The sequence below is a fragment of the Streptomyces scabichelini genome (genome assembly GCF_011045015.1).
In the GTDB taxonomy this organism is placed as follows: Bacteria; Actinomycetota; Actinomycetes; order Streptomycetales; family Streptomycetaceae; genus Streptomyces; species Streptomyces scabichelini.
In genome coordinates this window covers 1-18,219 of record NZ_JAAKZY010000112.1, presented here as the reverse complement: position 1 = coordinate 18,219, position 18,219 = coordinate 1, and the positions used below count along the sequence as shown (strand labels likewise).

Sequence of the window (18,219 nt, the reverse complement as noted above, 5' to 3'; positions counted from 1 at the left end):
TTGGCGATGTGATTGGCCTGGACCGGGGGATGCCCTCAGACATTGACAGAACGCTTGCTGAGCGCTTGCGGAAACCTTGCAACCGCCGCAGGGGCGTCGGGGTGTCAGGCCGGGACGGATGTGCCGCCCCGGCCGTGTGACCGTCAGGTCAGGCCGTTGGAGGACAGCCAGGTCTTGGCCACGTCCAGGGGGTCCTTGTTCTCGTTCTGGACTTCGCTGTTGAGGGAGGTCAGCGTTTCCGTGTCGAGCTTCGCCGATACGGCGTTGAGCGCGGAAACTCCCTCCGCCGGGAGACCGCTCTTGTATGCCAACGGAGTTACGTTCTCGAAGCCGAAGAGATTCTTGGGGTCCTGGAGGATGAGGAACTTGTTCTTTTCGATACCGGGGTCGGTCGTGAAGATGTTCCCGGCCTGAATGTTGTTGCCCTTGAGGGCTGCCACCGTCAGCGGACCGCCGGCGTCCAGCGCCTTGAAGGACTTGAACTTGAGGCCGTAGTCCTCCTCGAGGCCCGGCAGTCCGTGGTGCCTGGTCTGGAACTCGGGCGAACCGCCGATGACCAGCTCCGGCGCCACGTCGGCCAGGTCGGTGAGCGTCGACTTCTCCGTGAGCTTGTACTTCTTGGCCGTGGCCTCGTTGACCGCGACCGCGTCCTTGTCCTGGGCCTCGGAGGACTCCAGCAGCGTCAGTTTCGAATCGAGTGCGGTGGTGACGGCCTTGTTGGTCTCCGCGGTCGTCTTCGCCTGCGCGTCCTTGTTCAGGTAGGCCAGCAGAGCACCGTTGTACTCGGGCAGAACCGTGATCGTACCGTTCTTGATCAGTCCGTACGTGGTCTCGCGGCTGCCGATGTTCAGCTTGTAACTGACCTTGATGCCCTTGGACTTGAGAGCTTCACCGTAGATGTCGGCGAGCAGGATGCTCTCGGGGAAGTTGTTGGAACCGACCACGACGGTCCCGCCCTTGGCCGCGTCTCCCTTCAAGGGGTCGTCGCTGCCGGAGGAGTCGTCGGAGGAACCGCAGCCCGTCAGGGCGGCCGCGGCCACAACCAGCAGGGAAACAGCGTACGTTGCGGATGTTCGGGGGCTTCGTGCGATGGTCACGGTGGTCATCCAGACTTGGCGTGTGTGGGCGGTGGCGACCGTAGTTGCGGCGTCGCGACGATCCAAGCGAGCCTGGTTGCGGACCGTCAAGACACGAATAGATCACCGATGGGCACGGTGCGGCTTCATCCCGTGGGCGCAACGGGGCTTATATGCGGGCGAATCCGGCGTATCTCAGTGTCTGTTTTTGATTGATCATGGCCGTAGTCTTGCGCCAGCCGCTAGTGTTGGCCGCGTCGGGGGTCCTGTTCCACTTGGTTCCACTTGTCGGCCTGAGCGCGCTGTCGCGACCCTGCAATCCATGCGATCCGGGCAGCGGGCTTCTCATGGGATGAAAGAAGTCAAGGAGGTTCGGTGCCCGCGCACAGAAAGGTTGCCCGGGAACAGTCACCCGTGGCTCCCCGCACAGGCCGGACGCCATCCCTCCTCGACCGTTGGCCTTTCCGCCGGAAACTCAACGTCCTGGTGACCGTTCCGCTTCTGGTCGTCTCGGCGATACTTGCCTACGTCATATACGCCCAAGTCGGCGAGGCCAGATCCGCCGCCACCACCGCCCAACTCGTGCGCGACAGCGCGCAGGTGACCAAGCTGATCGACGGTGTGCAGACCGAGCACCGGCAGGCGCTCCTGGTCTCCCTGCGCCATGAGGCGGCCCGCCCCGGCGACAGCCCGCCCGACACCTCCTCGTACGTCCAGGCGCAGCAGCGGGTGAACACCCAGATAGAGACGGTCCGTGACACCTACGGGGACCGGCTGCCGGAGGCCGAGGCCGCGGCGCTGAAGGAACTGGAGGGCCTGGACAGCCTCCGCCAGACCGTCGAGCAGGGGCCCATCCCCGCCGACAACATCGACCCCGCGTACGGATCGGTGATCGAGGGCCTGATCGGCGGCCTCGGGTTCGGCGAGTCGGGCACCGAGTCCTCGTCGTCCGCGGGCAATCTGCTCGACGCGCTGCTGCGGGCCGACACCGCCCACGCGTCCTTCGAGACCAGCGTCTTCGCCGCCAGGACCCGGGACCCGAACGCGCTCATCGAGTTCACCGCCGCCGTCGGCGACTTCGAGCAGTACACCCACCAGTCGGAGCGGTTCAAGCGGTTCGCCGGCCAGGAACAGGGCGCCGAACTCGAGGGGATAGAACAGAGCCCGTACCAGAGCGTCATCGCCCAGCACTACGTCGCGCTCCAGGTCGACCCCGGCGCTCTGGTCGCCGAGAACGACACACAGCTGCGCGCCGCCCTCGGCGACGCGCTGCAGGCCGAGCCCACGTACGAGCGGCAGGCCCAGAACCGGCTGAAGATCACCCAGTCGCTCATCGACCAGATCGCCGCCGACACCGAGTCCGCGTCGAGCAGGGCCTGGTGGCAGGTGGCCTGGCTGATCGGCGGCACGCTGCTCGCCTTCGGGGCCTGGCTGCTGTTCTCCGTACTCGTCCGCCGCTCCGTGGTACGGACCGTGCGGACCCTCACCGGCGCGGCCCAGCACGTGGCCGCCGCGGCCGAGACGGAACTGGCCCGGGTCGCGGACGACGACGCCGACGACGCGAGCCCGCCGCGTCTGGAAGCCGTACCCGTGCCCGTGCGCGACGAGCTCGGTGAGCTCGCCGAATCCTTCAACCAGGTTCAGGTCACCGCGACCGCCCTGCTGGAACGCCAGGTCATCAGCCGCCGCAACATCGCCGAGATGTTCGGCAACGTCGGCCGCCGCGTCAGCAACCTGACAGCACGTCAACTCGCCCTGATCGACTCGGTGGAGCGCGGCGAGACCGACCCGCAGGTACTGGACCGGCTCTACCGCATCGACCACATCGCCGTACGCCTCCAGCGCAACGCCGACAGCCTGATGCTGCTCGCCGGAATCCGGGAGACGGGCCTGAACACCGGGCCGATGCGGCTGAGCAACGTCGTCCGCGCCGCGCTCGGCCAGATCGAGGGCTACCAGCGCGTCACCCCGCACGCCGAGGGCGATGTCACCGTCGCCCCCGACATCGTCGGCGATCTGACGCTGATGCTCGCCGAACTGCTGGAGAACGCGGTGACGTTCTCTCCGGCCCATACGAGTGTCGAGGTGGTCCTGCGTCCCCGGCACGGCTCCGACGGCGGCGCCCTGGTCGAGATCATCGACCACGGGCTCGGGATGAACGCCGAGCGGCTGGCCGAGGAGAACGCGCGCCTGATCCGCCGTGAACGGCTCGACCTGGCACCGACCGAGGTCCTCGGCCTCTTCGTGGTCGGCGGCCTTTCCCGGCGCTGGGGCATCGAAGTCGTCCTGTCCCGCACCCCGGGCGGTGGCGTCACGGCCACCGTCGTGGTCCCGTCGGCCCATCTGCTGCTGGCCGACCCGACGGGTGCCGCGGCGCGGCCCGCGCAGATCCTGCCGCCCGCCCGCCACTCCGGTCCGGCCGAGCCGCGCCCCGCGATGGTGGAGCCGGCGCCCGGCCGCTCGGCGCTGCCCCGCAGGATTCCCGCGCGCGCCCGGTCAGAGCAGACCTCGCCCTCGCCGTCCCCGTCTTCGTCGGCCCCGTCCCCCAGCCATGCGCGCAGGCCGGAACCCGCCGGAGACAGCGGGCGCGAGCAGGCCATGGGTCACACCCCGTACGGACCCGGCACCCCGCTGCCCAGGCGGGGCGCCCCTTCGGGAACACCCATGTCCGGCATGGGAGTTGGCGGGCGCGAGACGGCCGGTCGTGAGACGGCCGGGCGCGACGGGGTCGGCCGCGAGATGGCCGGTCGTGAGACGGCCGGGCGCGGCATCTCGGGAACGCCCATGCCCGGCACGGGAGTCGGCGGGCGCGAGGGGGCCGGGCGCGACGGGGTCGGCCGCGAGGCGGCCGGTCGTGAGACGGCCGGGCGCGACGGGACCGGTCGCGAGATGGCCGGTCGTGAGACGGCCTGGCGTGGCACCTCGGGAGCGCCCATGCCCGGCACGGGAGTCGGCGGGCGCGACGGGGCCGGGCGTGAGCCGGTCGGCCGCGAGGGGGCCGGGCGTGGCTCCGGAGCCGACAGCGGCTCCGGGTCCGGTACGGCGCCGGCGAGGCCCGGTGCTCCCGGACCGCTGCGGCGCCGGGTGCGCGGTGCGACCCTGCAGGCCACCACCGCGTCGAGCCGCCTGCCCAAGCGGGCTCCCGTGAACCCGCGGCCGCGGGTCTGGCAGCCCAGCGACGCGGAGGCGGCGCGATCCGAGATCGACGAGTTCGAGGCCGCCGTCGAGCGGGCCCAGCGCGAGAGCGCGGACCAGGGCCCGGCGGACGGGCCGAACACAGCACAGAGAACAACAGATCCCCATTCCCGGAAGGCATGAGCAAGTGATGATGTGGACAGGCGGACCGGAATCCGGGGCCGTGGAGCCGGTGACGGACATGAAGGCCGCCGCTGCCGACTTCAACTGGCTGCTCAACCGTTTCGCCACCGAGACCGCCGGGGTCGTAGACGTGATCGGGGTCTCCTCCGACGGTCTGCTGATCGCGGTGTCCCAACTGCGAGGACACGCGGACTCGGAGCGGCTCGCGGCGATCGTCTCCGGTATCACCAGCCTCGCCATGGGAGCGTCGGGCAACTACGGGCTCGGTGGCCTGAACAAGGTCATCATCGACCTCGAGGACGGACACGTCCTGGTGTCGGCGCTCGGCGCGGGAGCGGTCCTCGGCGTGGTCGCGTCGAAGGAGGCGAAGCTCGGCAACATCGCGTACGAGATGACCCTCTTCGCCAATCGCGCCGGTGCCGCGCTGAGTCCGCAGCTGGTCATGGAGCTGAAGAACACCGTGGGGATCGCACCGGCCGGCTGACGGCTGCCGGCCGGCGGGGTCGTCGCCCGGCCATGACGACCCGTGAGGTGAAGGGGTGAGACGTGATGACGGCAGGTGAGCCACCGGCCGCCGAAGACGCCACGTGGGGGGCGGAACCCCCCGCGCCGGTCGTCCGCCCGTTCCTGCTGACCGCGGGACGGATCGCCGGCGGCGACAGTCTCGTACCGCCGATTCCGATCGAGACGCAGGTGATCGCGACCGACGTGGGTCTCGCCACGCTGGACGCCTTCGCCTTCGACCAGCACCGCGACATCATCATGATCTGCCGCCGGCCTCAGTCGCTGGCGGAGATCGCGGCGAAACTGCGGATGCATCTGAATGTCATCCGGGTGCTCGCCGACGATCTGCGCGCCGACGGTCAACTGGCCCTGTACATACCGCAGGCCAATTCCCACCGTGACGCCACTGTTCTGCGAAGGGTTATCGATGGTCTTCGAGGTATCCCCGACTCCCGGGGCGCGATCCGTGAGGGATGACGCCGTGGGGTCCCAGCCGCCGCTGCCGGTGAAGATGGTGATCGCGGGCGGCTTCGGCGTGGGCAAGACCACGACGGTGGGCGCCATCTCCGAAATAGAGCCGCTGACCACCGAGGCGTCCATCACCTCGGTCGCCGCGGGCGTCGACGACCTCTCCCACACCCCGGAGAAGATGACGACCACCGTCGCCATGGACTTCGGCTGTGTCACGCTCGACCCGACCCTGAAGCTCTATCTGTTCGGCACCCCAGGGCAGGAGCGGTTCGGGTTCATGTGGGACGACCTGGTCGAGGGGGCGCTGGGCGGGCTCGTCATCGTCGACACCCGCCGCCTGGACGACTGCTACGCGGCCGTCGACTACTTCGAGCACCGGCAGATCCCCTTCGCGGTGGCCGTCAACGCCTTCGACGGCAAGGTCGAGCACGACCTGGACGACGTACGGTGGGCCCTCGACGTCGCCGACCACGTCCCGCTCACCGTGTTCGACGCCCGCGAACGCGGCTCGGTACGGGACGCGTTGCTCGTCGTACTGGAACACGCCCTGGCGGCCGCCGAGCGGCGGTGAGCCGGCCGGCCGTCACGCCGTCCCGCGCCTGCGGACGCCCGGGGACACCCACACCCGGCCCGCGGCCCAGAACAGCACGAGGACGAGCAGCGCGAGTGCGGCGGTGAGGGTGGCACCGCCGACCACCTTCTCGTAGTCCCGCTGGTACAGGCCGTCCACGATGTAGCGGCCGACGCCGCCCAGACTCACGTACGCCGCGATCGTCGCCGTGGACACGATCTGGATCGCCGCCGAGCGCAGTCCGCTGAGGATCAGCGGCAGCGCGGCCGGCACCTCGACCTGGAACAGGATCCCCGCCTGCGACATGCCCATTCCGCGGGCGGCGTCGACGGGGGAGGGGTCCACGGTGCGTACCGCCTCGTAGGTGGTGATGAGGATCGGCGGGATCGCCAGCACCACGAGCGGGATCATCACGGGCAGCACGCTCAGTCCGAGCCAGACGAACATCAGCACCAGCAGCCCGAACGTCGGCAGGGCACGGGCCGCCGCCGCCACGAAGGCCATCGCGTTGCCACCACGGCCGGTGTGCCCGGTGATCAGACCGATCGGCAGGCCGATGGCCGCGGCGATCGCGAGCGCCGCGGCGGAGTACTGGAGGTGCTCCCACACGCGCTGCGGAATGCCGTCGTAGCCGCTCCAGTGGGCGCTGTCGCTGAAGAAGGCTTCGATGAAGTTCAGTACGTTCACGAGACGCGCTCCGGTGCGCGGGCGGCGCCCGCCGTAGTGGACGTGTCCGGCACCGCGGGTCCCGCGGCGGTCCGCAGGGCCGTGCGCCTGGCCTTGCTGTCGGACGGCGGCTGCCAGGGGGTGAGCAGTCGGCGCGCCAGTACGAGCAGGGCGTCGACGACCACGGCGAGTACGGCGGTGGTGAGCACCGAGTTCAGGGCCAGGACGGGGCGCTGGTAGAGCAGCGCGGTGGTCAGCAGATTGCCCAGCGCGCCCTGGTTGCCGATCAGCGCGCCGACGCTGACCAGGCTGATGCTGGAGGCCGCGGCCACCCGCAGTCCGGCGATGATCGCGGGTACGGCGATGGGCAGCTGGACCTGGAGATAGCGGCGTACGAGACCGATGCCCATCGCCGAGGCGGCGGCGTTCGTCTCCTCCGGAACCGACCGGATGCCGTCGACGACCGACGGGACGAGGACGACCAGGCTGTACAGGCACAGCGGGATCATCACCGTGAGCTTGCTCAGCCCCGTGTAGTCGATGAGCACCACGAAGAAGGCCAGCGAGGGGATCGCGTAGATCACCGTGGTGATCCACAGCACCGGCGGGTAGATCCAGCGGACGCGGACGCACAGCAGGCCGATCGGCAGCGACAGCAGGAAGCCGACGAGCACCGGGATCAGGGCCTCTTGAAGGTGCGTGGAGATCAGGCCGAGATAGCTGCTCTGGAGGTCGCTCGGGATGTCGAAGAAGCCGTTCATCGGGCGGCCTTCACCTGGGGCGGCTCACCGGACGGGTCCTGTGGCGAGTTCGTGGCCCTTTGCTGCCGGGCGGCGCGGATCGCGGCGGCGATCGTCTCCTGACCGGCGATGCCCAGGACCCGTCCCGCCCCGTCGACGGCGACCGCGTGACCGGTGGGCGACAGCACCGCCCGGTCCAGGGCGACCCGCAGTGAGTCCCGGCCCACCTGGAAGCTCTGCCCGTACGGCGTCAGAGTCCCGACGTCACCGTTCCACTCCGTGGGGTCGGCCCAGCCCAGCGGCTTGCCGGCGGCGTCGGTGACCAGGACCGGCGGCCGGGAGTCGGTGACCTCGGCGGCCTGCTGCCGGTCGGTGCCCACCGGGTGGATCCGGGAGCGGTCGAGTTCGAGGTCGCTCGTGGACAGGAACGACAGACCGCGGATGCCCCGGTCGCCGCCCAGGAACTCCTCCACGAACTCGTCGGCGGGCGACGACAACAGCTCGTCGGGGGCGGCGAACTGGGCGAGCTTGCCGCCGGTGCGCAGCACGGCGATGCGGTCGCCGATCGTGATGGCCTCGTCCATGTCGTGGGTGACGAACACGATCGCCTTGCCGAGTTCGCCCTGGATGCGCAGCAACTCCTCCTGGAGTCCGCGGCGGACGACCGGGTCGACCGCGGAGAACGGCTCGTCCATCAGCAGGATCGGCGGGTCCGAGGCCAGTGCGCGGGCGACTCCGACCCGCTGCTGCTGGCCGCCGGAGAGCTGGTACGGATAGCGGCGTGCCATGTCCCGGTCGAGGCCGACTCGTTCCATGAGTTCGGCCGCACGGGCCCGGGCGCGCTGCTTGGACCAGCCGAGCAGCCGCGGCACCGTGGCGATGTTGTCGATGATGGTGCGGTGCTGGAAGAGCCCGGCGTTCTGGATGACGTAACCCATGGAACGGCGCAGGGCGTTGACCGGCTGGCTCTGTACGTCCTCGCCGTTGACCCGGATCGTGCCGCTGCTCGGCTCGATCATGCGGTTGATCATGCGCAGTGTGGTGGTCTTGCCGCACCCCGAGGGACCGACGAGCACAGTGATGGAGTGGTTCGGAATCTGCAGCGAGAGGCGATCGACGGCCACAGTGCCGTCGGCGTATCGCTTGCTGACCTCTTCGATGGCTATCAAGCGTCGAGACCCTTCGGGAACGGCATTGCCCGTACGTGGCGCGATCAGGTGTACGAGGGTGCGAAGTCTAGCCAAGCGCTCCGCGGGAAGGGCGCGTGGGAACGGTGCGGGGAAGTGGAGTACGAGAAGGTGCGGGTCGGTTGTGGCTGGTCGCGCAGTTCCCCGCGCCCCTATGGGGCGCGGGGCGCTACTCGAAAGCCGCTGCCGCCTCCCGCAGTGCCCGGGTCACCGTCTCCGGTGAGTCCGGGCCGGGTGGGCCCGGGCGGTAAGTGACCGAGTGGAGGGTGCCGGTGTAGCGGAAGATGCCGTGGCGTTCGTACAGCGGCCAGGAGACCGGTGATTTGCGGTCTACTCCCACGCTGATGCCCTGGAAGGGGGCCATGCCGATCAGCTGGTGGACCGGGTCAGGGGTGGCGCGCCCTGTGTCGTCCACCGTGAGGGCGAAGCGCCAGCGCAGGCCCGGTTCGGCGGTGGCGGTGAGGAGGATGGTGCGGGTGCCGGGGTGCAGCGGGCCCGCGTCCGTCTCGCGCAGGGCGCCGTACTCGTTGTACGCGAAGCGCAGGCGGCCGTCCTCCACGTACAGGCTGTAGCCGCCACCCTGGTCGCCGTGCGATACCAGAACGCCGCTGTCGCCCGCCTCGTACGACTCCAGTTCCACCGCGACCGTGAAGGAGCGGAAGGCGATCAGCCGGGAGGAGCGGTAGCGCTCCAGCTCTGGGGTGCCGGGGAGCAGGGTGACCGGGCGGGCCAGTTTCTCCTCGGCGGGGCCGCGCAGGGCGAGGGCGCCCGAGGTGTCGGGGAGGGGGAAGACGCCGTTGCGCCAGGCTGCCTTCTCCCAGGCGGCGGCCAGCTCCTTGACCAGGTCCGGGTGCCGGTCGGCCAGGTCGTGGATCTCCGTCGGGTCGGTGCGGATGTCGTACAGGGCCCATTCGGAGTCGTCGTACGGTGTCCCCGGCCGGTGCAGGGTGACGAGTTTGTGGCCGTCGCGGTAGTGGCTGCGGTTGCCGGTCATCTCGCAGTACTGCTCGGGGTGGGTGCTGTCCGCCGCGGGGTCGGTGAGGACGGGGGCGAAGCTGAAGCCGTCCTGTTCCTGGATGCCGTCGCCCGACCGCTCGACTCCCGCCAGTTCCAGCAGCGTCGGCGCGATGTCGGTGACGTACTGGTACTGATGGCGGATGCCGTCGTCCGCGGGGGAGCGGTGCAGGCCCCGCGGCCAGGAGATCACGAGCGGTACGCGCACCCCGCCCGCGTACGTGTGGCGCTTGTACAGCCGGAACGGCGTGTTGGACGCCATCGCCCAGCCGCGCGGGTAGTGCACCAGGCTGCGCGGTCCGCCGATGAGGTCCGGGTCGCGTGCCACGTCCGTCGGCCAGTCCTCGGGCAGGCGGGGGTGGTGGGCGAACCGGCTGAAGTAGCTGCGGCTGCCCTCGGCGCCGCCTTCGCCGCTGCCGCCGTTGTCGGAGGTGAAGACGATGACGGTGTTGTCCAGCTCGCCCAGTGCCTCGAGGGTGTTCACGAGTCGGCCGAGGTTCTGGTCGACGTTGTCGACCATCGCCGCGTACACCTCCATGTAGCGGGCGTAGAGCCGCTGTTCGTCCGCGGTGAGGTCGTGCCATGCGGTCACGTCCAGGCCGTCTTCGGCGTTGCGGGCGGGGAGTTCGGTCTCCTCGGGGAAGAGGCCGTCGGCCTTCTGCTTGGCGAAGCGGGCACGGCGCAGTTCGTCCCAGCCGCCGTCGTAGCGGCCCCGATGGCGCTCTATGTCCTCCGGCTTCGCTTGCAGTGGGGCGTGTACGGCGTTGTGCGCCAGGTAGAGGAAGAAGGGCTTGTCCGGGTCGTGGGCGCGCAGTGACTTGACCATGGAGACGGCCTGGTCGGTGATGTCGTCGGTGTAGTAGTAGCCCTCCGGGAACTCGTCGATGTCCAACGGCGAGTTGTCCCGGACCAGTTGGTGCGGGTGGAAGAGGTTGGTCAGGCCCTCCAGGACTCCGTAGTACTGGTCGAAGCCCTTCTGCAGCGGCCAGTTGGCCCGGTCGGCGGCGGCGCCGGACGACGCGTCGCGCGCCAGATGCCACTTGCCGACCGCGTACGTCGCGTACCCGGCGCCGCGCAGTGTCTCGGCCAGCGTGGGGATGTCGTCCGCGATCTCCATCCCGTAACCGGGGAATCCCGGATCGGCGTTGGCGACCATCGCATAGCCGACCCGGTGCGGATTGCAGCCGGTCAGCAGCGCGGCGCGCGAGGGGGAGCAGAGCGGCAGCGTGTGGTAGTTGGTCAGGCGTACGCCCCGCCCGGCGAGGGCGTCGAGGGCAGGGGTCGGGACCTCCGCGCCGAACGGGCCGATGTCGCTGTAGCCCATGTCGTCCAGGTACACGACCACGATGTTCGGGGCGTCGGCCGGTGGGCCGGACTTCCGCGGCCAGGCGGGCTGCGACTCGGCGAAGGTGCGGCCGATACGGCCGGGGAAGTTCTCGTACGGGTCGCGGCGCAGGGGGCCGGTGGTGTCCGTCATGCGGAGGATTCCTTGGGCAAGTGGGCAGGGAGGATTCTTCGGGCAGGAGGGCCGGTCATGCGGCCGGTGCTCCCAGCGCCGCCGCCGGTACGGGTTCGGGAGCCGCGGCCAGCAACGCCTGCGTATAGGGGTGTTGAGGGGACTCGCACAGCTCGTCCGCAGGACCCGTCTCGATGATCCGGCCACGGTGCATGACCGCGATGCGGTGGCTGACCTGGCGTACGACCGCCAGGTCATGGGCGATGAAGAGCAGTGCGAGGCCGAGGTCCCGCTGGAGGTCGGACAGGAGGTTGACGATCTGGGCCTGGACCGAGACGTCGAGTGCCGAGACGGGCTCGTCGCAGATCAGGACCGAGGGTTCGGGGGCGAGGGCGCGCGCGATGCCGATGCGCTGGCGCTGGCCGCCGGAGAAGTCACGGGGGTGGCGGCCGGTGGACGCCGGGTCGAGACCGACGAGTTCCAGGAGCTCGGCGACGCGCCGCTCGCGTGCCGCGCGGTCCGGGTGGAGCCCGTGGACGAGGAGGGGTTCGCCGACGATGTCGCCCACCGTCATACGGGGGTTCAGGGAGGCGTACGGGTCCTGGAAGACCATCTGCACCTGGCGGCGCAGTCTGCGCAGGGCCGTACGGGAAGGGCGGGTGACGTCCTCGCCGCGCAGCCGGAGCGTGCCGCCGTCGGCCGGGTGGGCGTGGGCGAGCAGTCGGGCCAGCGTCGACTTGCCGGAGCCGGACTCGCCGACGACACCGAGGGTTTCGCCCGCCTCCAGACGAAGCGAGACCTCGTCGACGGCGAGGAGGGGATGGCGGCGGCCTGCCCGGCCGCGCCCCCTGAACTCCTTGCGCAGGGCGGAGGCCTCCAGCAGCGGGGCATCGTCGGCGGGGAGACGGTCGCCGGGCTCGCCCTCGGCCTCCAGCCGGACCTCCAGTTCGGCCTCGGCGCGTGCGAGCACGGCCGGATCGTACGGTTCGGCCCGTACGGGCGGCGGGGCGGCGATCATGGCGGCCGGCCCGTCCGCGTGCCAGCACGCCACGCGCCTTCCGTCCTCCCCCTCGGCGCCCCAGGATGCGTCCTCGGACGCCGCCGACGCCGGCTCCAACGGCGGCGCCTCGCTCCCGCAGCGCTCGTCGGCCAGCGCGCAGCGCGCCGCGAACGCGCAGCCGGCAAGCGGCAGTGACAGGTCGGGCGGGGAGCCGGGGATGCCGGTGAGGCGTGTGCCGGAGGGCGAGGAGAGTCGGGGTACGGCGGCGAGGAGGCCGGCTGTGTAGGGGTGGCGGGGGCGGGTGAGGACCTCGGCCGTGGGGCCGTCCTCGACGACCGTCCCGCCGTACATCACGAGCACGCGCGAGCAGGAGCGGGCGACGACGCCCATGTTGTGGGTGATCAGGACCAGCGCCGTACCGGTCTCCTCGTTGAGCTTGGCCAGCAGCTGGAGGATCTGTTCCTGCACGGTGGTGTCGAGCGCGGTGGTCGGTTCGTCGGCCAGCAGGACGTCCGGCTCGTTCGCGAGGGCCATCGCGATGAGGATGCGCTGGCGCTGGCCGCCGGAGAACTGGTGCGGGTGGTCGTCAAGGCGGCGTCGCGGGTCCGGGATGCCGACCAGGTCGAGGAGTTCCGCGGCACGCTCCCGGCGTGCCGCGCGGTCGCCCCGGCCGTGGGCGCGCAGCACCTCGTCCAGGTGCGTGCGGATCGAGAGAACGGGGTTGAGCGAGGTCATCGGGTCCTGGAAGATCATCCCGATCCGGGCGCCGCGCACCGTGCGCAGCTCCTCCTCGCTCGCGGCGGTCAGTTCGGTCTCGCCGAGGCGCACGGAACCGGCGGTGATCCTGCCCGAGCCCGGCAGCATCCGCATCAGCGCCAGCGCGGTGGTGGACTTCCCGGAGCCGGACTCGCCGACCACGGCGAGCGTCTCGCCGCGCCGCAGGGTGAAGTCCACCTCGCGTACGGCGTGGACGGCGGCTCCCTCCGGCGTACGGAAGTCGACGCTCAGGCCGCGCACGTCCAGCAAAGGGGCGGGCGGAGGGTCCGGTGAAGCGTTCGGCGAAGTTCCGAGCAGAGCGGATGTCATCGGCGTATCTCCCGGTTCAGGGCCTCGGACAACAGCGAGAAACCGAGGACGAGCAAGGTGACGGCGAGCAGCGGCCCGGCGGCGAAGTGCGGGGCCTGCGCGAGATAGGGCAGCGCCTGGCTGAGCATGCCGCCGAGCGTGGGCTCGGGCGGGCGGACGCCGACGCCGAGGAAGCTCATGGCGCCCTCCAGGAACACGGCGACGGTGAGCGAGACGGCGAGCTGCACCACCAGCGGATCGGCGCAGTTGGGCAGGATGTGCCGGACCAGCAGCCGGGTCCTGCCGGTGCCGCCGACCCGGGCGGCCACCGCGTACTCCCGTTCCCGCTGGACGAGGATCCCGGCCCGCAACTGCCGCCCGAACACCGGGATTTCGGCCAGCGCGATGACGACGACCACGGGCAGCCGGCCCGGTCCGAGTACGGCCGTGATGGCGAGGGCCAGGATCAGCCCGGGGAAGGCGAGCACCAGGTCGAAGACCCGCTGCACCACCGTGTCCAGGACCGGATGCACCGCCGCTAGGAGCGCGAACGCACACCCCAGCAGCGCGCCCAGCGGGACCGCGAGCGCGATCACCTCCAGGTCCGTACGGATGCCGTACAGGACCCGGCTCAGCAGATCGCGGCCCAGGTCGTCGGTGCCAAGAGGATGCCCTGGGCTGCCGGGGCCGAGGAGGGCCCCGCCGCTCTGGTCGGTCGGGTCGTGCGAGCTGAGCAGGGGGGCGAGCAGCCCGGCGAGGACGACGAGACCGACGAGAGCGAGGCCGATGCGCCCGCGGGCCTTGTTCAGGGCGGTCAGGTAGGGGTGGCGGGCGACGGTGCCCCGCTTGTCCCGCTGGCCCCGCTTCCGTACGTCTACGAGAGTCATCGTGGCGGTCACTCCCACCGGATTCGCGGGTCGAGCAGGGCGTAGACGACATCGGTCAGCAGCTGGACCACGACGAAGACCGCCACGAGGAGGAGCAGCAGATCCTGTACGAGGGGGTAGTCGCGGCGGGTCAGCCCTTGTTCGGCGAGCTGGCCGAGACCCGGCCAGGCGAAGATCGCCTCCACCAGGACGGCGCCGCCGAGAAGCTGGCCGGTCTGCATGCCGAGCAGGGTGACGACCGGTGGCAGGGCGCCCGGGAACGCGTGCCGCCACAGCAGCCTGCGCCGGGAGACGCCGGCCGCGGTCGCGGTGCGGATGTAGTCCTCGGCGAAGGTGCGCTCCAGGCTGTCCTTGAGGTAGCGGCCCAGTACGGCGGCGCTGGGCAGGGCGAGGCAGAGCGAGGGCAGCAGCAGGTACTGAAGCTCCAGATCGGGCGCTTCCAGCAGTCCGACCCGGCCGCCGGACGGCAGCACGCCGAGTCCGACCGCGAAGACCAGCACCAGCAGCACGCCCGTGACGAAGGGCGGCACCGCGAGCGCCCCGGTGGTGAGCGCCCGTACCGCCGCCCGGACCGGGCGCCGCCGGGACGTGGCGCCGAGCACGCCGAGCAGCAGGCCGAGGGTGATGGTGAAGAAGAGGGCGCCCAGGGTGAGTTCGGCGGTGGCACCGAGCCCGTCGCCGATCAGGTCGGATACCTGGCCGCCGATGGCGTACGACGGGCCGAGGTCGCCGCGGAGGAGATCGCCGATCCAGGTCGCGTACTGCGTCAACAGCGGCTTGTCCAGCCCGAGTTGGCGGCGGATGGCGTCGACGGACTCGGGGGACGCGTCCGGCCCGGCGAGCAGGGTGGCGGCGTCGCCGGGGACCAGCCGCAGGATGGCGAAGATCAGGAAGGAGGCGAGGAGCAGGACCAGGAGCGCCGAGGGGATCTTCTTGAGGAGGTAGCCGCGCATGGTCACACCAGGTAGGCGTTGTCGAGGTTGAGATACGAGAACTTGTTGAGCGTCGGTCCGTGCAGCCTCCTGGCGGCGACCTCCACCGAGTCCTGGACGGCGAGGTCGATGATGAACGCCTCGTCGAGCAGCAGATCGGAGAGCTTCTGGTAGCGGGCGTGCGCCGCGGCCCCGTCGGCGTCCTGCTGCTGCCAGGCGTCCTGGACCGTCTCGGTGTACTCCGCGGAGCGGAAGTGCGAGGTGTTCTTGGCCTCGTTGAAGGGGTACGCGCTCACCGCCAGCGTGGAGGGCGTCACCTGCGCGAAGGCGTGGCCGTTGACCCAGAGCGCCGGCATGGTGCCGGAGATCAGCTTCTGCTGGAACGCGGCCGGGTCGAAGGGCTCCAGCTCGGTCTTGATGCCGACCTGCTTCAGGTCGTACTGCACGATCTCGGCGATGGCGACGTGCAGCGGCGTGGTGGGGTGCCCCAGAGGAAGAGTGGCGGACCGCGCCACACCGGAGGACTTCAGCAGCTCACGGGCCTTGCCCGGGTTGTGCGTGTAGTGGCTGCGGTTGGCCTCGCTGTAGGCGGGCGAGGACCTGGGCCAGGGCGCGGCGGAGGCGAAGCCGTAGCCGCCGAGGGCCTGCTCGACGACCCGGTCCCGGTCCACCGCCCAGGCGACGGCCTGCCGGAAGGCCTTGGAGTCGGCCGGCGCCTCGTCGACGGTGGCCCCGACGTACACGGCCTGGTTGCCGGTGTCGTACCGCCTGATCGTGAAGTCCGGACTGCCCTTGATCGTGGCCAGGTGCTTGCCCGAGACGTGGTACGAGAGCTGCGCCTGACCCGAGCGGAGCGCGGACAGGAGGGCGTCGGGTTGGGTGTAGACGCGGAGTTCGACGGCGTCCAGATACGGGCGCTCGGGTATCCAGTACTTCTCGTTGCGGGTGAGGCTGAGCCCCGTCCCCGGCCGCCACCGCTCGAACCGGAACGGTCCTGTGCCGTTGAGCCGCTTGCCCTTCACGGCGTCCTCGACGGTGTGCCGGTCCGCGATGATCATGAACTCGAAGAGGTCGAAGAGATTGCTCACCGGGTGCGCCAGCTTCACCACCAGCTCGTGGTCGCCGCGCTTCTCGAAGCCGGTCACCGCTTTTGCGGTGGCCGCCAGTTGGGCGGAGCGCTCCGGCTTCCGCAGGTTCTCGACGGCGAAGATGACGTCGTCCGCGGTGAACTTCCGGCCGTCGTGGTATGTCACGTCGTCCCGGAGCGTGAGCGTGATGGCCCGGCCGTCGGCGGCGTACTCCCAGGAACGGGCCAGCTCCGGCTGCGGCTCGAGCTCCTCGTCGTAGCGGATCAGGGTGTTGTAGATCAGCCGCTGCTGCAGCGACTCGCCGCTCTGCGTGAACAGCAGGGCGGGCGTGAAGTCCTGGTTGATGCCGATGGTCAGCGTTCCGCCGCGCTTCGGCCCGCCCGACCCCTCGTCCTCGGACACGGCCGAGCGGCAGCCGGCCAGCGCACCGCCCGCGCCGAGCAGCAGGGCACCGGCGCCCGCGGCACGCAGGGCCGTACGCCGGGACGGGAAGTCCGGGGGCAGGGGGGAAGGTGTGTGCATGGTGGAAGACCTGTTCGTTTTCGTTTCGCTGCGGCAGGAAGTAATGACCCGTGCGGAGGATCGGCGGCGAGGCGCGCGGTCACTTGAGCGCGTACCGGAGGGCGCGTGCGGGACCCGTGCCCCTTTAGGGGCGCGGGGCTGTGACATATGCGGCTCCGCCGCGGGGCGCGACAAGCCACAACGCACCCGCAGCCAACAGCCGACCGCAGTTCGGGGAGAGGCGTACGGGAGAGAAGCGCCGGAAGAAGGCCCGTGAAGCGGAGTCCGGGTGGCCGGACGTGCGCGGAACGTCAGCGGAGAATCAACGGCGGACGGCACAGATCGCGCTGGACTGCCGACAGAGGTCGACGTGCCAGCGGGACACGAGGCGCAGGTCAGGATTCACGTCCAGCAGAATGACAGCGGTCGTGCGCGAGGGTCAACAGCCCTTCCGGCAGGGCGACTTGTCAGCCTGACGGGAGCATTGCGGCAGTGTTGCCGAAAGCTTGCAGCGGACTCCTGAACAGCGGGTTCAGGACCACCGTGGCAGCCGCCACCAGAAGCACCGCCGGTCCAGCATGTGGGATCAGGATCCGTTCCGGATCGTCGCAGACGTGCGAGTGGGCGGTCGCGGCCTCGCGGATCTCCTCCAGATACTCGGGGTTGAGCAGGCTCGACTGCTCGGTGACCACCACCAGGTCCGGGTTGAGCACGTCGAGGAGCAGCCCCGTCGCCCTGCCCACGCCACGGGCGCGCTCCCGCAGCAGCGCGTCGGCACGCCGGTCCCCGGCCGCCGCCGCGTCCACGAGCAGCGGGGCGCTGGGCTCGGGGACGATGCCGAGTTCCGCCGCCCGCCGGGCGAGGACCGTGTCGGAGACGGTCGCCTCCAGACAGCCGGTACGCCCGCACGGGCACTCCACCGTGCTCTCCGGGACCGGCAGATGCGCCACCTCACCCGCGCCAGAGCGGGGCCCGCGGTGCACCACCCCGGCGATGGCCAGCGCCGCGTCCACCACATTGCCCACGAACAGATGGAGCAGCGAACGCCGGGCGGCCCGCCCGCCGAAGAGCAGCTCGGACTGCGCGACGGCGCGCGCGTGGTTGTCGACCCGCACGGGCAGTCCTGTGTGCCGCCGCAGCTCGGCCCCGAGCGGGTGCTGGTGCCAGCCGAGGGCGTCATGCCGGACGACCGTGGCGGTCGCGGGGTCCACCCAGCCGCCGATGGCCGCGCCGACGCCGAGCAGCCTGCTGCCGGGTGCTGCCGCTGTCCTCGCCGTCGGTTCCGGTGCCGGTGCCGGTGCCGGTGCGCGCTCGGCGAGGAACGCGGCCAGCCCGCGGCCCACCTCGTCCGCGAGCGCGGCGGCGGGAATCCCGTCGTGCCGGAAATCCCGCCGGGCCACGACCGTGCCGCGCAGATCCGTCAGACAGAAGGTCGACCGCGGTACTCCGATGTGCACGCCCACGGCCAGCGGTCCGCCGGTGTCACCGGCGTCACCGGTGTGGAGATCCACCGGGATCTGCGGCCTGCCCACACCGCCCGCCGCCACGAGCTCCGGCATCTCCCGTACGAGGCCCAGGCGTGCCAAGTCGGTGCACTGCCGGGAGACGGCCGCCGGGCTCAGCCCCGACAGCCTGGCTATGCCGCTGCGGGCCACCGGGCCGTGGTCGAGCACGGCCCGCAGTACGGCGGCGGCGTTGGCCTCGCGGCGGCCGTCACCGGAGGACGTGCGGGTGGCGGGGGGA

The 18,219-nt window shown here is 70.8% G+C and carries 15 protein-coding genes; 4 read left to right on the top strand and 11 right to left on the bottom strand.

Features of this window, described 5'->3' with window-relative positions; translation table 11 throughout:
* Positions 1–143 precede the first annotated feature (143 nt).
* Complete coding sequence (locus G5C60_RS29755) at positions 144–1,106, bottom strand: ABC transporter substrate-binding protein (protein WP_165264051.1); 963 nt, start codon at positions 1,104–1,106, stop codon at positions 144–146.
* Positions 1,107–1,562: 456 nt separating this feature from the next.
* Between G5C60_RS29755 and G5C60_RS29750 the strand changes: the two genes are divergently transcribed.
* From G5C60_RS29750 to G5C60_RS29735, 4 genes are all read left to right on the top strand, one after another.
* On the top strand, positions 1,563–4,394 hold the full coding sequence (locus G5C60_RS29750) for a sensor histidine kinase (RefSeq protein ID WP_338145969.1): 2,832 nt from the start codon (positions 1,563–1,565) through the stop codon (positions 4,392–4,394).
* Positions 4,395–4,401: 7 nt separating this feature from the next.
* The gene (locus tag G5C60_RS29745; RefSeq protein WP_165264049.1) at positions 4,402–4,878 is read left to right on the top strand and encodes a roadblock/LC7 domain-containing protein; all 477 of its coding nucleotides are present in this window, start codon (positions 4,402–4,404) and stop codon (positions 4,876–4,878) included.
* Positions 4,879–4,943: 65 nt separating this feature from the next.
* A complete protein-coding gene (locus G5C60_RS29740) occupies positions 4,944–5,375 on the top strand; it encodes a DUF742 domain-containing protein (RefSeq protein ID WP_165264048.1) in 432 nt (143 codons plus the stop codon).
* Positions 5,326–5,940 (top strand): GTP-binding protein, encoded by a 615-nt coding sequence (locus G5C60_RS29735; protein WP_165264046.1) that lies wholly within the window; start codon positions 5,326–5,328, stop codon positions 5,938–5,940. Before G5C60_RS29740 ends, G5C60_RS29735 begins: the two co-directional genes overlap by 50 nt.
* Positions 5,941–5,952: 12 nt before the next feature.
* On the opposite strand, the gene G5C60_RS29730 is transcribed toward G5C60_RS29735, so the two are convergent.
* The 10 genes from G5C60_RS29730 to G5C60_RS29690 form a co-directional block, all read right to left on the bottom strand.
* Complete coding sequence (locus G5C60_RS29730) at positions 5,953–6,627, bottom strand: ABC transporter permease subunit (RefSeq protein WP_165264044.1); 675 nt, start codon at positions 6,625–6,627, stop codon at positions 5,953–5,955.
* Entirely contained in the window at positions 6,624–7,367 is a 744-nt protein-coding gene (locus G5C60_RS29725; protein ID WP_165264043.1) for an ABC transporter permease, read from the bottom strand. The genes G5C60_RS29730 and G5C60_RS29725 overlap by 4 nt, the downstream gene beginning before the upstream one ends.
* Positions 7,364–8,515: an ABC transporter ATP-binding protein gene (locus tag G5C60_RS29720; RefSeq protein ID WP_165264041.1), complete on the bottom strand. Its 1,152-nt coding sequence runs from the start codon at positions 8,513–8,515 to the stop codon at positions 7,364–7,366. Before G5C60_RS29720 ends, G5C60_RS29725 begins: the two co-directional genes overlap by 4 nt.
* 187 nt (positions 8,516–8,702) lie before the next feature.
* Positions 8,703–11,024, bottom strand: a complete 2,322-nt coding sequence (locus G5C60_RS29715; RefSeq protein WP_165264039.1) for an arylsulfatase — start codon at positions 11,022–11,024, stop codon at positions 8,703–8,705.
* A gap of 55 nt (positions 11,025–11,079) precedes the next feature.
* Positions 11,080–13,089: a dipeptide ABC transporter ATP-binding protein gene (locus tag G5C60_RS29710; RefSeq protein WP_165264037.1), complete on the bottom strand. Its 2,010-nt coding sequence runs from the start codon at positions 13,087–13,089 to the stop codon at positions 11,080–11,082.
* On the bottom strand, positions 13,086–13,955 hold the full coding sequence (locus G5C60_RS29705) for an ABC transporter permease (RefSeq protein WP_165264035.1): 870 nt from the start codon (positions 13,953–13,955) through the stop codon (positions 13,086–13,088). Before G5C60_RS29705 ends, G5C60_RS29710 begins: the two co-directional genes overlap by 4 nt.
* Positions 13,956–13,963: 8 nt before the next feature.
* The gene (locus tag G5C60_RS29700) at positions 13,964–14,908 is read right to left on the bottom strand and encodes an ABC transporter permease (RefSeq protein ID WP_165264033.1); all 945 of its coding nucleotides are present in this window, start codon (positions 14,906–14,908) and stop codon (positions 13,964–13,966) included.
* Positions 14,909–14,910: 2 nt separating this feature from the next.
* Positions 14,911–16,497 carry an ABC transporter substrate-binding protein gene (locus tag G5C60_RS29695; RefSeq protein WP_165264031.1) on the bottom strand — a complete coding sequence of 529 codons (1,587 nt, stop codon included), beginning with the start codon at positions 16,495–16,497 and terminating at the stop codon, positions 14,911–14,913.
* A gap of 301 nt (positions 16,498–16,798) precedes the next feature.
* Positions 16,799–16,882 (bottom strand): putative leader peptide, encoded by an 84-nt coding sequence (locus tag G5C60_RS53770; protein ID WP_338145970.1) that lies wholly within the window; start codon positions 16,880–16,882, stop codon positions 16,799–16,801.
* Between the two features lie 61 nt (positions 16,883–16,943).
* Positions 16,944–18,219 (bottom strand): ROK family transcriptional regulator (locus G5C60_RS29690; protein ID WP_241267170.1); only part of this gene is annotated, 1,276 nt, incomplete at its 5' end.

Excerpts from the sequence above, each read along its gene's own strand:
- G5C60_RS29755 (WP_165264051.1), bottom strand. The coding sequence starts at position 1,106 with ATGACCACCGTGACCATCGCACGAAGCCCCCGAACATCCGCAACGTAC.
- G5C60_RS29745 (WP_165264049.1), top strand. The coding sequence starts at position 4,402 with ATGATGTGGACAGGCGGACCGGAATCCGGGGCCGTGGAGCCGGTGACG.
- G5C60_RS29740 (WP_165264048.1), top strand. The coding sequence starts at position 4,944 with ATGACGGCAGGTGAGCCACCGGCCGCCGAAGACGCCACGTGGGGGGCG.
- G5C60_RS29735 (WP_165264046.1), top strand. The coding sequence starts at position 5,326 with ATGGTCTTCGAGGTATCCCCGACTCCCGGGGCGCGATCCGTGAGGGAT.
- G5C60_RS29725 (WP_165264043.1), bottom strand. The coding sequence starts at position 7,367 with ATGAACGGCTTCTTCGACATCCCGAGCGACCTCCAGAGCAGCTATCTC.
- G5C60_RS29715 (WP_165264039.1), bottom strand. The coding sequence starts at position 11,024 with ATGACGGACACCACCGGCCCCCTGCGCCGCGACCCGTACGAGAACTTC.
- G5C60_RS29710 (WP_165264037.1), bottom strand. The coding sequence starts at position 13,089 with ATGACATCCGCTCTGCTCGGAACTTCGCCGAACGCTTCACCGGACCCT.
- G5C60_RS29705 (WP_165264035.1), bottom strand. The coding sequence starts at position 13,955 with ATGACTCTCGTAGACGTACGGAAGCGGGGCCAGCGGGACAAGCGGGGC.
- G5C60_RS29700 (WP_165264033.1), bottom strand. The coding sequence starts at position 14,908 with ATGCGCGGCTACCTCCTCAAGAAGATCCCCTCGGCGCTCCTGGTCCTG.
- G5C60_RS29695 (WP_165264031.1), bottom strand. The coding sequence starts at position 16,497 with ATGCACACACCTTCCCCCCTGCCCCCGGACTTCCCGTCCCGGCGTACG.